The sequence below is a fragment of the Streptomyces sp. NPDC033229 genome (genome assembly GCF_055576875.1).
In genome coordinates this window covers 342,159-355,405 of the sequence record NZ_JBVIQR010000002.1, presented here as the reverse complement: position 1 = coordinate 355,405, position 13,247 = coordinate 342,159, and the positions used below count along the sequence as shown (strand labels likewise).

The 13,247-nt window shown below is 71.9% G+C and carries 14 protein-coding genes; 5 read left to right on the top strand and 9 right to left on the bottom strand.

The genetic code is table 11. The features are described from left to right. Positions 1-64: 64 nt before the first annotated feature. On the top strand, positions 65-1,534 hold the full coding sequence (locus tag ACZ53N_RS03525; protein ID WP_469139291.1) for a zinc-dependent metalloprotease: 1,470 nt from the start codon (positions 65-67) through the stop codon (positions 1,532-1,534). Further along, a complete protein-coding gene (locus ACZ53N_RS03520; protein ID WP_469139290.1) occupies positions 1,531-2,052 on the top strand; it encodes an NUDIX hydrolase in 522 nt (173 codons plus the stop codon). The genes ACZ53N_RS03525 and ACZ53N_RS03520 overlap by 4 nt, the downstream gene beginning before the upstream one ends. Before the next feature lie 71 nt (positions 2,053-2,123). Here ACZ53N_RS03520 and ACZ53N_RS03515 read toward each other — a convergent pair whose 3' ends face one another. The 4 genes from ACZ53N_RS03515 to ACZ53N_RS03500 form a co-directional block, all read right to left on the bottom strand. Continuing rightward, on the bottom strand, positions 2,124-2,885 hold the full coding sequence (locus ACZ53N_RS03515; RefSeq protein WP_469139289.1) for an AIM24 family protein: 762 nt from the start codon (positions 2,883-2,885) through the stop codon (positions 2,124-2,126). Positions 2,886-2,901: 16 nt separating this feature from the next. Beyond that, positions 2,902-3,585, bottom strand: coding sequence for an AIM24 family protein (locus tag ACZ53N_RS03510; RefSeq protein WP_469139381.1), 684 nt, complete (start codon positions 3,583-3,585; stop codon positions 2,902-2,904). Between the two features lie 17 nt (positions 3,586-3,602). Further along, entirely contained in the window at positions 3,603-5,333 is a 1,731-nt protein-coding gene (locus ACZ53N_RS03505; protein WP_469139288.1) for a TerD family protein, read from the bottom strand. A gap of 182 nt (positions 5,334-5,515) precedes the next feature. Next, on the bottom strand, positions 5,516-6,112 hold the full coding sequence (locus tag ACZ53N_RS03500; RefSeq protein WP_469139287.1) for a M48 metallopeptidase family protein: 597 nt from the start codon (positions 6,110-6,112) through the stop codon (positions 5,516-5,518). 301 nt (positions 6,113-6,413) lie between these two features. Between ACZ53N_RS03500 and ACZ53N_RS03495 the strand changes: the two genes are divergently transcribed. Together ACZ53N_RS03495 and ACZ53N_RS03490 are read left to right on the top strand one after the other, a co-directional pair. Then, on the top strand, positions 6,414-7,586 hold the full coding sequence (locus ACZ53N_RS03495; protein WP_469139380.1) for a ThiF family adenylyltransferase: 1,173 nt from the start codon (positions 6,414-6,416) through the stop codon (positions 7,584-7,586). A 42-nt stretch (positions 7,587-7,628) separates the two neighbouring features. After that, complete coding sequence (locus ACZ53N_RS03490; RefSeq protein WP_469139286.1) at positions 7,629-8,993, top strand: ABC1 kinase family protein; 1,365 nt, start codon at positions 7,629-7,631, stop codon at positions 8,991-8,993. 22 nt (positions 8,994-9,015) lie between these two features. On the opposite strand, the gene ACZ53N_RS03485 is transcribed toward ACZ53N_RS03490, so the two are convergent. From ACZ53N_RS03485 to ACZ53N_RS03465, 5 genes are all read right to left on the bottom strand, one after another. After that, positions 9,016-9,225: a hypothetical protein gene (locus ACZ53N_RS03485; protein WP_469139285.1), complete on the bottom strand. Its 210-nt coding sequence runs from the start codon at positions 9,223-9,225 to the stop codon at positions 9,016-9,018. A 144-nt stretch (positions 9,226-9,369) separates the two neighbouring features. Further along, positions 9,370-9,699, bottom strand: coding sequence for a hypothetical protein (locus ACZ53N_RS03480; protein WP_469139284.1), 330 nt, complete (start codon positions 9,697-9,699; stop codon positions 9,370-9,372). Continuing rightward, positions 9,696-10,058 carry a WhiB family transcriptional regulator gene (locus ACZ53N_RS03475; RefSeq protein WP_130879785.1) on the bottom strand — a complete coding sequence of 121 codons (363 nt, stop codon included), beginning with the start codon at positions 10,056-10,058 and terminating at the stop codon, positions 9,696-9,698. Before ACZ53N_RS03475 ends, ACZ53N_RS03480 begins: the two co-directional genes overlap by 4 nt. A gap of 128 nt (positions 10,059-10,186) precedes the next feature. Further along, positions 10,187-10,477, bottom strand: a complete 291-nt coding sequence (locus tag ACZ53N_RS03470) for a hypothetical protein (protein ID WP_469139283.1) — start codon at positions 10,475-10,477, stop codon at positions 10,187-10,189. 144 nt (positions 10,478-10,621) lie between these two features. Then, on the bottom strand, positions 10,622-12,838 hold the full coding sequence (locus ACZ53N_RS03465) for an ATP-dependent DNA helicase UvrD2 (RefSeq protein WP_469139282.1): 2,217 nt from the start codon (positions 12,836-12,838) through the stop codon (positions 10,622-10,624). A 147-nt stretch (positions 12,839-12,985) separates the two neighbouring features. Here ACZ53N_RS03465 and ACZ53N_RS03460 point away from each other — a divergent pair, with 147 nt between their 5' ends. Continuing rightward, positions 12,986-13,243, top strand: a complete 258-nt coding sequence (locus ACZ53N_RS03460) for a glutaredoxin domain-containing protein (RefSeq protein ID WP_469139281.1) — start codon at positions 12,986-12,988, stop codon at positions 13,241-13,243. Positions 13,244-13,247: the final 4 nt, after the last annotated feature.

Here is a 13,247-nt window from a genome sequence, read left to right as displayed (position 1 = left end):
TGGGTAGTGATGTCGCGCATTCGCCGCCGGTTCCAGCCGGCGGCCCTACGAGCCGAGGAAACCCGTGAGTGACAACCCATTCGGATTCGGCCTTCCGCCGGAGGAGCCGGAGAACGGCGACGACGGCAAGAAGAAGGACGGCAGCCAGGGCGGCGGCCAGGGACCGGCGAATCCGTTCGGGTTCGGCGGGGCCGCCGGCGGCGGGGACAACCCCTTCGCCGCGATGTTCGGCTCCATGAACCCGGGCGATCTGGGCGCCGCGTTCCAGCAGCTGGGCCAGATGCTCTCGTACGAGGGCGGCCCGGTGAACTGGGACATGGCCAAGGACATCGCGCGGCAGACCGTCGCGCAGGGCACCGCCGACGGCGGCAAGGACGCCAGCGTCACGCCGGGCGAGCGGGCCGCCGTCGAGGAGGCCGTGCGCCTGGCCGACCTGTGGCTGGACGGTGTGACCTCGCTGCCGTCGGGCGCGGGCACGGCGGTCGCCTGGAGCCGCGCGGAGTGGGTCGAGGCGACCCTCCCGGTGTGGAAGGACCTGGTCGACCCGGTCGCCGAGCGCGTCGGCGCCGCCATGGGCGATGTGCTGCCCGAGGAGATGCAGGCCATGGCGGGCCCGCTGCTCGGGATGATGCGGCAGATGGGCGGGGCCATGTTCGGCCAGCAGATCGGCCAGGCCGTGGGCGTGCTGGCCGGCGAGGTGGTCGGTTCGACCGACATCGGTCTGCCGCTCGGCCCCGCGGGCAAGGCCGCCCTGCTGCCGGTGAACATCGCGTCGCTCGGCTCCGGGCTCGGAGTGCCGCAGGACGAGGTCCGGCTGTACCTGGCCCTGCGGGAAGCTGCCCACCAGCGGCTCTTCGCCCACGTGCCGTGGCTGCGCTCGCACCTGTTCGGTGCGGTCGAGGGCTACGCCCGGGGCATCAAGGTCGACACCTCCAAGCTGGAGGACGTCGTCGGCCAGCTCGACCCCTCGCACCCGGAGCAGCTGCAGGACGCCCTCCAGCAGGGCATGTTCCAGCCGGAGGACACCCCGGAGCAGAAGGCGGCGCTCGCCCGTCTGGAGACCGCGCTCGCGCTGGTCGAGGGCTGGGTCGACGCGGTCGTGCACGCGGCCGCCTCGCCGCACCTGCCGTCGGCCGACGCGTTGCGCGAGACGCTGCGCCGCCGCCGCGCGTCCGGTGGTCCGGCGGAGCAGACCTTCGCCACCCTGATCGGTCTGGAGCTGCGGCCGCGCCGCCTGCGGGACGCCTCGCGGCTGTGGGCGTCGCTGACCGACGCACGGGGGCTGGAGGGCCGCGACGCCCTGTGGGAGCACCCGGACATGCTGCCGACGGCCGCCGACCTGGACGACCCGGACGGCTTCGTGCACCGCGAGCACCTGGACTTCTCCGAGCTCGACAAGATGCTGGGCGAGGCGGCCGGGAGCGGGTCCGCGAAGCCGGACCTGAAGAAGGACTCCGCCGGGGATTCCCCCAAGGCCGAGGGCTCTCCCAAGGATGGGGAAAAGGGCGAGGACAAGGGCGAAGGCGACAAGTGAGCCTCCATGAGAACGCGATCCTCGTCCTGAAGGAGTACGGGGACCAGGAAGAGCTGCGCGATCTCTATCTGGATCACCTGACCGAGCACCCGGACGGCACGTGGAAGCCCTGCCGGGCCGGGCACATCACGGCGAGCGCGCTGGTGATCGATCCGGCGCGCGGCAGGGTGCTGCTGACGCTGCACCGCAAGCTGCGGATGTGGCTCCAGATGGGCGGCCACTGCGAGCCCGGCGACGCCACGCTCGCGGCGGCGGCGCTGCGGGAGGCCACCGAGGAGTCCGGCATCGAGGGCCTGACCCTGCTGCCGGTCGGCCCGGTCCGGCTGGACCGGCATCCGATCCCCTCGCCCTGCAACTGGCATCTCGACGTGCAGTACGCGGCGCTGGTGCCGGAGGGCGCGGTGGAGGCCATCAGCGACGAGTCGCTGGATCTGCGCTGGTTCGCGTACCACGAGGTGGCCGCGGTGGCCGATGAGTCGGTCGTCCGGCTGATGGAGCGGACGCTCGCCCACCTGTAAGAGACTCGCCCAACTGTGAGAGCTCACGAGTAAGGGGCGTCACCCATGGGGTGACGCCCCTTACCCATCGCTCAGCGGTTGGACCAGATGTTGCCCTGGTTCTGACCGTGCGCGCCGTGCTGGCCGAGGCCGTACTGCGCCATCGCCCCCTGGCCGATCTCCGCGCCCTGGGGCGGAAGCAGCTCACTGGGCTGCACAAGGGCGTAGCCGTGGCCCTGGAAGTTCAGCTCCCAGCCCTCTCCCGTGCTGCCGCGTCGCCGCCAGACGCTCGACGAGGACGTCGGCGCCTGCATCTGGACGACGAGCGACGTCGACCACGCCACGACGGCGTCCGCGTCGGCGTTGACGTACTTGTCCGGGGTGACCTGGAGCATCAGGGGCTGGCCGGAGGTCATGAGCGCGACCTTGCCCTGCCCGGAGATGACGAGGTTGTACGCGCCCGAACCGGAGATCCCGAACTGGCTGTCCACCGCGATGGTGTCCCAGTGCAGGGTGGAGTCCATCGCGAGGACGTAGGCGGCGTCCACGGTCAGACCGTTGTGGTCCACGTCGACGACGTGGACGTACTGCGCGAGGTTGGCGAAATAGACCGTGCCCTGCCCGGAGCAGCGCATCAGGTCCAGGACCTCACCGGTGTGGGCGCGGGCGTTCTGCTGGCCGCGCGTCAGGTACTCGCCGTCGAACTCCATCATGCCCTGGTAGGCGACCATGGAGCCCTTGCGGGCGAGGACGTCGTCGTGGCCGGTGAGCTTGACCCGCAGCAACTGCGGGTTCTGGAGCGCGTAGCGATCCTGGGACTGGGCCTCGGTGTGGCCGAAAAGCGGGCTCTGCATGTGTCTTCGCTCCCCCTCAGCCCCGGGCCCGGAGCCGGTCAGTGCTGTCCTCGCTGGGCTGTACGACCACGAAGCCCTGGCCCGAGAAGCCCAGCTGGTACGCCTCGCCGCTGCCCCGGCCGATCATCGAGGAAGCCTTGAAGCTGCGCTTCCCCTTCATCTTGAGGCCCGTGGACCATGCCACGAGGGCGTCCGGGTCCACATAGGTCTCGTCCTCGCCGCTGCCGCAGTCGACGACGATCGGGGTGCCGCGCGAGGTGAGCGCGACCCAACCGGTGCCGGAGATGGCCACGTTGAACAGGCCCTGGCCCGCGAACTTCGCCATCCCCTTCACCCGCTGCACGCCCCACTGCAGATGCGCGTCGAAGGCGAGGATGTTGGTGCCGTTGACGGAGAGCGAGTCCCCGTTGAGCTGGAGGCAGACGACGTCCGCCCCGTAGTCGGCGAGGTAGAGCAGCCCGTCGCCGTGGCACTTCATGAGCGGCATGCCCTCGCCGGTGACCCACTGGGAGGCCATCTGACGGATGGCGGGCGGGTTCGCCTCGTACTGGACGAAGCCCTCGTAGGCGATCATCGAGCCCGTGCGGGCGAACAGGTCGTGGCCGGACTGCATGGCCACCTTGAGCATGCTGCTGCCGTGGTTCTCCATCCGGGCCACCACGGGCGTCGGGGCGTAGCCCGAGATCGGAGTCTGGTTCATGGTCATTTCGGGCTCCCTCAGACCTCGTAGGGCTGGACGACGATGAAATTGCCGGGCGCGCCACGGAATTGGAGGTTCACGGTCTCCCCGCTGTGGCCCGGGTAGGCGTTGCGGCGCAGCCGCACCTGGCTGGAGACGACCACCTGGGCGGCGGCGGACCAGGCGACGATGGCGTTGCTGTCGGCGTAGGTGGTCGGGGTGACCGGCAGGACCACGGGAACGCCGTTGGTCTTGACGACCACCGTGCCGTGCCCCTGGAACTGCATGGTGAACAGCGCACCGCCGGGGATGCCGTGGCCCTCGATCCGGCGGACCTCGTGCTGGAGCGACTCGTCGAAGGCGAGCACCGACTCCGCGGAGACGCAGATGCCGTCACCCTGGAGCTCGATGGGGTGCACATGGGCGGAGTTCTCCGCCAGGAACACCTGTCCCCGGCCGGTGCAGCGCATCAGCTGCATCTCCTGGCCGGTGGCATTGCCCATGATCCGGCCGGCGAACCCGGCGCCCTTGTAGCCGAAGTCGACCTTGCCCTGGTAGAGCACCATGCTGCCCTGGCGGGCGAGCACGGGCTGCGGGTCGGTGCCGAGGTCGACGCGGATGAGCCGGGGGTTCTGCAGGGTCCACCGCTGCCCGGTGGGCGCTTCGCGGTACTTCTCGAGCGCGGCCTGGACGCCCGCGGGGGGGCCGCCCTGCGGGGGGACGCCCTGGGGCATGCCGTGCGGGGGCGTGCCGTGCGGCGCCGCGGGCGGGGGCCCGCCGTACGGCCCCGGCTGACCGGGCTGACCGGGGTACTGCGCCGGCTGGCCGGGGAACGGCTGGCCGGGCTGGCCCGGGTGTCCATAGGGCTGCTGCTGGCCGGGGTGCCCGTAGGGGGCCGGCTGCTGCTGGCCGTACGGGCCGGGCTGACCGGGCACGCCGGGCTGGCCGGGCGGCGGCGGGATCGTGCCGCCGGGCGGGGTCTGCTGGCCCGTGCCGGGCTGGCCGGAGAAGAAGCCGGGCGGGGCGATCGGCGCGGCGATCGTGGCAGCCGCGTGCACCGCGGGAGCGGCCGGCGGCGGGGTGCTGCCGGGCGGGGGCGGGAAGCCCTGGGCGGGCGGCGGGGTCGGCGCGGGCTGCGGAGTGTGCGGCGGTGCCGGGGACGCGGCCTGCGGCGCGGCGAAGGCCGGGGGCGCGAACGCGGGGGCGGCCGCGGCGGGGGCCGGAGCCGGTTCCGGCTCCTCCTCCAGGACCTCACCGCCGAAGTTGGTGAGCAGCGCTTCCAGACCGCCGTCGAAGCCCTGACCGACGGCGGCGAACCGCCATACGTCCTTCATATAGATGTCGCCGAGCATTACCGCCCGCTCGGTGCTGAATTCCGCACCGGTGAAGGAGTACCGCGCGACTTCCGCACCGCCCGCGACGATACGGACATAGCCGGGGCCGATCTGCGACATCTGGCCCGCGCCGTCGACCGTCGCCGTGAAGGAGAGCTTCCGGACATGTGGCGGAATGCGGTCGAGAGTGACGCGGAAGGACTCCGTGTCACCGGCCTGCGCGCCGAGTTGCTGAATGGACTCCTCGGGGGACTTCGGCTGATTGAAGAAGATGAAGTACCGGTCGTCGGACAGCCGCTCCTGGGCGTCGAGCCCGAAGCAGCTGATGTCGAAGGACAGGCCGGGTCCGGAGATCTGCACACCGATGTACAGATCGGTCCCCGCTGTCAGGTCACTGATCTTGGCCTTGTGGCCGCGCTGGAATTCCCTGGCCATGCGTTACGACCGTCCCCCATCCGAACCTGCGATGAATGCGTTGCGTCAGGCTAACGGCTGACCCTCACAGCCAGCGATTCCGGGGCGTGCAGGGGCCCGGGGCGGCGCGGAAGCAAACGGGCCCGCGCCGCCCCGGGCGCGGGCGGACCGGGCGGCCGGGAGGTGTCACACGGCCGACGGCGTCATTCGCTGCGGGCGGCGGGCAGGTGCGGCAGCCGGTCGGCGGCGACCACACCTTCGAGGTACCCGCGGGCCCGCTCGGTGCGCGGGTACGCCTTGAGGAGCTCCCAGAAGCGCGGGCCGTGCCCGGGGACCAGGAGATGCGCCAGCTCGTGGAGCAGGACGTAGTCCACGACGTACTCGGGCATGCCCTGGAGCCGGTGGGAGAGACGGATGCTGCCCTCGGCGGGGGTGCACGATCCCCATCGGGTGTTCTGATTGGTGACCCAGCGGACCGTGGCGGGGCGGGCGCGCCCGTCGAGGTACTGGCCGGAGAGCCGCTGGGCCCGCTCGGCCAGCTCGGCGTCGCCGAGCATCCGCTTGCTCTCCTGCGCCGCGAGTCTGTCGAGCATCACGCCCACCCACCGCTTCTCCTCCGCCTCCGACATCCGGGCGGGGATGAGGACGACGGTGCGCTCACCCTCCCGGTAGGCGGAGACCGTTCTGCGGCGGCGCGAACTCCGGCGGACCTCGACCGCGTACGCCTCCGAGCCACTGGAGAGCGGGCTCGGGGCGCTGCGCGGTGGTCTTGCGGCACTGTGCAGTGGGTCGACGGGCACGGCCCCGACGTTACCTGCTGGCGGCGCGTGAAGTCCCGCCCCTCGCTCGGTTGCTGGGGAAACACCCGCAGAGCGCACGGCTTGTATGACAATCACCCCGTGCTTGTGGACAACTTCGCACGGTGATGCGGCGGGGCGCGCATGCTGAAGGCCGACCGAGGGGGAAGCCATGCAGAAGAACTCCGCGCACCGAGCCGATGTCCGTGCCGACGAGCAATTCCCGGCCCCGGGACGGGCCCGGCCCTTCGCCGTACGGTCCCGCACCCGTCCGGTCGGCGAGCCGCCCGGCTCTCCCCATCCGATGCTCAAGCCCGCGCTGCGCCGGAGCTGGCGCGACCGCGAGACGGTGCAGTTCGGGGTGGCCCCGGCACACGCGGTGGTGGTCGGTCCGGTGGACACCGCGACCGGCAGCTTCCTGGGCCTGCTCGACGGGACCCGTGGCCTGCCGCTGCTCCGTGAGGCGGCGCGCGATCTCGGGCTGCCGGACGGGCGGACGGACGCCCTGGTGGAGCGGCTGAGCCAGGCCGGGCTGCTCGACGACCCCCGGGGTGGCGGGGAGGGCGCCGCCGCCCTGCGCGGCCGGGGCGCGGGCCTGGAGCGGCTGCGCCCGGATCTCGCCTCGCTGTCGGTGCTGCACCCCGAACCGGGGGCGGCGGCGCGGCTGATGAGCGCGCGGCAGGCGACGCGGGTTCAGGTGCGGGGCGCGGGCCGGGTGGGGGCGGCCGTCGCGGCGTTGCTGTCGGCGTCGGGGGTGGGGCGGGTCGATGTGCTGGACGGCGGCTGTGTCGAGCCGTGGGACGTGGCGCCCGGCGGGGTGGGCCCCGAGCGGGCCGGGGAGCGGCGGGACATCGCCGCGCGCCGGGTGGTACGGCAGGCCGCGCCGCTCCCCCGCCCCCGGGCCCGCGGCGGCGAGGGGCGCGACCGGGGCGCCGGTGCGGCCGAGGACAGCGGGCCGCCGGACACCGGCCCGCCACCGCTGGCGCTGGTGGTGTTCGCCCCGCGCGACGGTCTCGCGGCCTACGCACCGGATGCCGCCGCGGCGGAGGAGCTCATCTCGTCGGGGACCCCGCATCTGTACGCGGGGGTCCTGGAGGCCACCGGGCTGGTGGGGCCGCTGGTGCTGCCGGGCGGGTCGGCGTGCGCCGGCTGCATCGAGCTGGGGCGAGCCGAGCGGGACGCCGCGTGGCCGCGGATGCTCGCCCAGTGGAGGTCGGGCCGGGGCGCGGGGGTACCGTCTTGCGACATGGCACTGGCCACGGTGGTGGCGGGGCTGACCGTGGCGAGGGCTCTGGCCTTTCTCGACGGTGGGTCCCCGGCGAGCGCGGGGGTCCGTCTGGAGCTGGCTCTGCCGGGTCCGGCCTGGTCCCCGCGGCCCGTCGAGCCGCATCCGCGGTGCCCGTGCGGCGCGGCGGGATCTTCGTATCCCGGATATGCCTCGGCCGCGGGGGCACCGCACGGGACAATGAACGGGTAACCGCCGTCCACGGCGGGGCTGTTCAGCGAGTTGGAGGGGCGCATGTCTGATCTACCCCGCAAGGCGGTCACCCGTACCGCCAAGTTGGCCGCGCTGCCACTGGGGTTCGCGGGGCGCACGGCGCTCGGGCTCGGAAAGCGCATCGGCGGACGACCCGCGGAGCTGATCGCGGCGGAGTTGCAACAGCGCACGGCCGAACAGCTCTTCGCGACCCTCGGTCAGCTCAAGGGGGGTGCGATGAAGCTGGGGCAGGCCCTGTCCGTCTTCGAGTCGGCACTTCCCGAGCAGATCGCCGGCCCCTATCGGGCGGCGCTCACCAAGCTCCAGGAGGCCGCGCCGCCGCTGCCGACGAAGTCGGTGCACGCGGCCCTGGCGGAGCGGCTCGGCGCGGACTGGCGGGATCTGTTCGAGAAGTTCGACGACCGGCCCGCGGCGGCGGCGTCGATCGGGCAGGTGCACCGGGCGGTCTGGCACGACGGGCGCGAGGTCGCCGTCAAGGTGCAGTACCCGGGGGCCGGCGAGGCGCTGCTCTCCGATCTGACGCAACTGGGGCGCTTCGCCCGGCTGCTGGGGCCGTTGATCCCCGGTATGGACATCAAGCCCCTCATCGCCGAGTTGCGCGACCGGGTGTCCGAGGAGCTGGATTACGAACTGGAGGCCCGGGCCCAGGAGGCGCACGCGACGGAGTTCGCGGGCGACCCGGATGTGACGGTGCCGGCCGTGGTGCACCAGAGCGACCAAGTGCTGGTGACGGAGTGGCTCGAGGGGGTGCCGCTGTCCGAGGTGATAGCGGACGGCACTCCGGAGCAGCGGGACCGGGCGGGCCAGTTGCTGGCGCGGTTCCTCTTCTCGGGCGCCGCCCGGACGGGGCTGCTGCACGCCGATCCGCACCCGGGCAACTTCCGGCTGATCACCGGGGACCATCCGGACGGACCGCCGGAGAAATGGCGGCTGGGCGTGCTGGACTTCGGCACCGTGGACCGGCTGCCGCAGGGGCTGCCGCCGGAGATCGGCACCGCGCTGCGGCTGACGCTGGACGGCGAGGCGGAAGCGGTCCACGAGCTGCTGCGGGAGCAGGGGTTCGTCAAGCCCGAGATCGAGCTGGAGCCCGGTGCGGTGCTGGACTATCTGCTGCCGATCATCGAGCCCGCGCAGGCGGAGGAGTTCACCTTCACCCGCGGCTGGTTGCGCGCCCAGGCGGCCCGGATAGCCGACCACCGTTCCCCCGCGTACCAACTGGCCCGGCAGCTCAATCTGCCCCCGGCGTATCTGTTGATACACCGGGTGACGATGAGCACGATCGGCGTGCTGTGTCAGCTCGGTGCGACCGTGCGGTTGCGGGAGGAGATGGAGGCGTGGGTGCCCGGGTTCGCCACGGCCGACGAGAGCCGGGAAGCACCCGCCTGACGGCCCCGGGCCGGGGTGGGGGTCACCACCAGGAGGAGTCCAGGCGGCCCTCGATCGATCTGATGTTGGCGCGAGCGCAGTCGTCGCAGAGGTAGCTGCGACGGCCGTTCTCGACGGAGCAGGTCCAGGTCGGCGGCGTACCGTCGGCGGTGGTGCCACAGCGAGCGCACACGGCTTTCTCGGTGGCCTCAGGGTCCGACTGCATTGATTCATGCGTGTTCTGCTGGTCCACCTCCCAGACGATATCCCCGCGAACAGGCCGCGAGGGCACAACGCACCCAACGCAGCGCGGGGCCGGTCCGAATGGACCGGCCCCGCGGGTGTCTCGTGGTATAGCGGCCCCTACCGCCGCCACTACCGCCAATCGGGCTTCCGCTCAGTGCATGACGGCCATGGCGAGGGCCCGGCGGGCACGCAGCGAGGCGCGCTCGGCGCGCCGCTGCATCCGCCGGGCGGCGGCCAGCCGGACCGCGCTGCGGTCGGCGTCGGCCTCCCGGAGACGTTCATGCATATGAGCACGGGCCAGGGCTTCTGGGATGAGTTGCATTTCGAGGTTCCTGTTCTGGCGCGACGCGGTCGCGCTGGAGGTGTCACGGGTGGGGGTCTTCGAGCCGGCCGGCTCGTGGGACGGGCGCTGCATCGTCGGATCCTGCTTCTTGGGGTCGTGCGTGGTGGGGCGGTCGATGGTGCCGAGGAGGGTGTTCATGCGGCGACCGGGTTCTTGCGCGGACGGCCACGCGGACGCTTGCGGGCCACGACCACGCCCTGGACGAACAGCTCGCCGCCCCAGACGCCCCACGGCTCACGGCGGTCCTTGGCGCCGGCCAGGCAGGCCTCACGCAGCGGACAGGTCTGGCAGAGCGACTTGGCGTACTCGACATCGGCCGGGGTCTCGGCGAAGAAGACCTCGGGGTCATAGCTGCGGCACGGGACCGGGACGCCGAGGTTCTCGATGGCGTCGTCGAGCTCGGTGAGGGCGGTGAGGGGAGTCAAGGTGTCCTCCGTGGGGACAGGCGGGGGGATCAGGTCGGTCGCTACTGACGGGGTGTGTGCCTTGAGTTGCACGGTGTTGTTTCCTCGTCTGTTGTTCCGGCTGGTGGCCGGGCTGGCGCCCCGGTTCGGGGCAAACAAAAGGGCCGCGGATCCCGGTGTGGGTTCCGCGGCCCTGGAAGGTGCCGACCTGATCATGCCGATCAGGCTGGATCTCTCCAGGGTTCGAGCCCACGGAAGGCCCACATCGTGTGGTGCAGGTGCTGCTGCGCGTTCAGGGATCCGGCGCCATTGATCGTCGCTACGGGGGCATAGGCCTGGGCCTGTGCCGTCCCCGCTGCCTTAATCGCAGACGCCTTGCTCGGTCGCTCCTCGATGACGATGAGTTCCGCGCCGCCGAAGGGCAGACCGGTGCCCCGGAGGGAACCGCCGAGCGGGCAGGTGGCGACGACCGAGCGATCGGTCATTTTGTTGAAGCTCATGAAGCTGATCATTGGTCTCCGCCTCCTCTCGGCGTCTCGGGGGACCGGTGAAAATCCGGTCCGGGACAGTTCAGTACAGCACGGAACCAGCGACTCTTGGAAGAACCGCGGTTTCCCTGCTCGGAAGGCTATGGGTATGCCGTCCGCGCGCGCAAACTATTTTTCGGGAGAGTCTTCGGTCGCGTCCGAAGGCGCGTCCGACGACGTCGGCTCACGGCCGGAGCAGAGAGCCAGGACGTCGGCACCGAACTTGTCGAGCTTCCGTCCTCCCACACCTGAGATGCAGGAAAGCTCCGATTCGGTTCCCGGAACGGCCTCGGCGATCGCGAGGAGTGTCTTGTCGGTGAAGACGCAGTAGGCGGGCTGGCCCAGCAGCTCGGCCTGTCCGGCCCGCCAGTCGCGCAGCCGCTCGTAGAGCGCCTCGTCCAGCTCCGAGGGACAGTCCTCGCAGCGCATCAGTTTGATCTCGCCCGCATCCGTCAACGTCCGCCCGCAGACCCGGCACAGGGCGGGCCCGCGCCGCTTTCTCCGGGTGGCGGCGCCGCGCTCCCCGACCCCCTGGCTTCCCTGGCCGGCCGCGCCGGCCGTTCCCGGCCGGGACGCGGCGGAGCCCGGCCGCAGGCCGTTCAGGAAGCGGCTGGGGCGCCGGGACGCACGGCCGCCGGGAGAGCGGGAGAGCGCCCAGGAGAGGGAGAGATGCCGACGGGCCCGGGTGACGCCGACATAGAGGAGCCGGCGCTCCTCCTCGACCTGCTCATCGGTCTTGGCGTAAGTGATCGGCATCATGCCTTCGGTGAGCCCGACCAGGAAGACGGCGTCCCACTCCAGGCCCTTGGCCGCGTGAAGTGAGGCGAGAGTCACACCCTCCACGGTCGGCGCGTGCTGGGCGGCGGCCCGCTCGTCCAGCTCGGCGACGAGATCGCCGAGGGTGGCGGCCGGCTTGGCCCGGACGAAGTCCTCGGCGAGCCGCACCAGCGCCGCGAGGGACTCCCAGCGGTCGCGGACCGCGCCCGACCCGGCGGGTGGCTCGGCCGTCCAGCCACGGGTGCCGAGCACGGCGCGCACCTGGGAGGGCACGTCGTCGGCGTCGGCGAGCTGTGCGTCCGCACCACCGGCGCGGGCCGCGCCCCGCAGCAGCAGCCCGGCCTCGCGCACCTCGGGCCGCTCGAAGAACCGCTCGGCGCCGCGCAGCTGATAGGGCACCCCGGCGTCGGCGAGGGCCTGCTCGTAGACCTCGGACTGGGCGTTGATGCGGTAGAGGATCGCGATCTCGCTCGCGGGCACCCCGGAGTCCATCAGATCCCGGACCCGGCGGGCGGTCCCCTCGGCCTCGGCGGGCTCGTCCCCATAGGCGCAGTAGTGGGGCTCGGGGCCGGACTCGCGCTGGGAGACCAGCTCCAGGCGGTGCTCGGCGGCCCGGCCGCGGGCCTGGGCCAGCAGGCCGTTGGCAAGGCGCACCACCTGGGGGGTGGAGCGGTAGTCGCGGATCAGCTTCACGACCGTGGCGCGCGGGTGGCGGACGCGGAAGTCGAGCAGGTAGTCGGGGGTGGCGCCGGTGAAGGAGTAGATGGTCTGGCTGGCGTCGCCGACGACGCACAGATTGTCCCGGTCCCCGAGCCACAGCTCCAGCAGCCGCTGCTGGAGCGGGCTGACGTCCTGGTACTCGTCGACGACGAAGTGCTGATACTGACGGCGGACCGTATCGGCGATGTCGTGCCGGTCCTGGAGGACGCCGACGGTCAGCAGCAGCACGTCCTCGAAGTCGATCACTCCGCGGTCGCGCTTGAGCTGCTCGTACATGCCGTAGATCCGGGCGATCTCGGCGGGATCGCGGGGGGCCTCGCGGCCGGTCTTGGCGGCGGCGGCCGGATAGTCCTCGGGGACGGTCTGGGTGACCTTCGACCACTCGATCTCGCCCGTCACATCGCGCAGCTCGTTGCGATCGAGGCGGACCCGGCAGCGGGCGGCGGACTCCGCCACGAGCTGGATCTTGCGCTCGACAAGGCGGGGCACCTCCCCGCCCACGGCCTTCGGCCAGAAGTACTGCAGCTGCCGCAGGGCGGCCGAGTGGAACGTGCGGGCCTGGACGCCGCCCGCGCCGAGCTGGCGCAGCCGGCCGCGCATCTCGCCCGCCGCGCGGTTGGTGAAGGTGACCGCGAGCACACTCGACGGCTGGAGCAGCCCGGAGCGGACGCCGTACGCGATGCGATGGGTGATCGCCCGGGTCTTGCCCGTACCGGCTCCGGCCAGCACGCACACCGGTCCGCTCAGGGCCGTGGCCACCTCGCGCTGCTCGGGGTCGAGCCCGTCGAGCACCGCGTCGGCAGAGTCAGGGACCTGCGGGAAGAGGGAGGAGTGCGTTGCTGCTGTCACCCCGCCATGCTGCCAGGTCGGCGGAGGCGACCGGGAATGTTGTCCACAGGCGTGCCCTGGCAGTCGTACTAATGCCGGGAATGGTCGCGGGTAGGTGCGCGTTCTACCACCGGAAAAGCACCCATGAACGAAGGAGCGCGAGGTCGCATGTCGGGCACCGTGACGATGTACAGCACCACCTGGTGCGGCTACTGCCGCCGACTGAAGAGCCAGATGGACCGCGAGGGGATCACCTACAACGAGGTCAACATCGAGCACGACGCCGACTCGGCGGCCTTCGTGGAGAAGGCGAACGGCGGCAACCAGACGGTCCCCACCGTTCTGGTCGTTCCCCCGAACGGTGGCGATCACATCGTCATGACGAACCCGAGCCTCGCCCAGGTGAAGCAGGCCCTCGCGGTCTGACGCC

Excerpts from the sequence above, each read along its gene's own strand:
- ACZ53N_RS03510 (WP_469139381.1), bottom strand. The coding sequence starts at position 3,585 with ATGAACCAGACTCCGATCTCGGGCTACGCCCCGACGCCCGTGGTGGCC.
- ACZ53N_RS03505 (WP_469139288.1), bottom strand. The coding sequence starts at position 5,333 with ATGGCCAGGGAATTCCAGCGCGGCCACAAGGCCAAGATCAGTGACCTG.
- ACZ53N_RS03495 (WP_469139380.1), top strand. The coding sequence starts at position 6,414 with ATGCTCAAGCCCGCGCTGCGCCGGAGCTGGCGCGACCGCGAGACGGTG.
- ACZ53N_RS03460 (WP_469139281.1), top strand. The coding sequence starts at position 12,986 with ATGTCGGGCACCGTGACGATGTACAGCACCACCTGGTGCGGCTACTGC.
- ACZ53N_RS03515 (WP_469139289.1), bottom strand. The coding sequence starts at position 2,885 with ATGCAGAGCCCGCTTTTCGGCCACACCGAGGCCCAGTCCCAGGATCGC.
- ACZ53N_RS03480 (WP_469139284.1), bottom strand. The coding sequence starts at position 9,699 with ATGAACACCCTCCTCGGCACCATCGACCGCCCCACCACGCACGACCCC.
- ACZ53N_RS03490 (WP_469139286.1), top strand. The coding sequence starts at position 7,629 with ATGTCTGATCTACCCCGCAAGGCGGTCACCCGTACCGCCAAGTTGGCC.
- ACZ53N_RS03470 (WP_469139283.1), bottom strand. The coding sequence starts at position 10,477 with ATGATCAGCTTCATGAGCTTCAACAAAATGACCGATCGCTCGGTCGTC.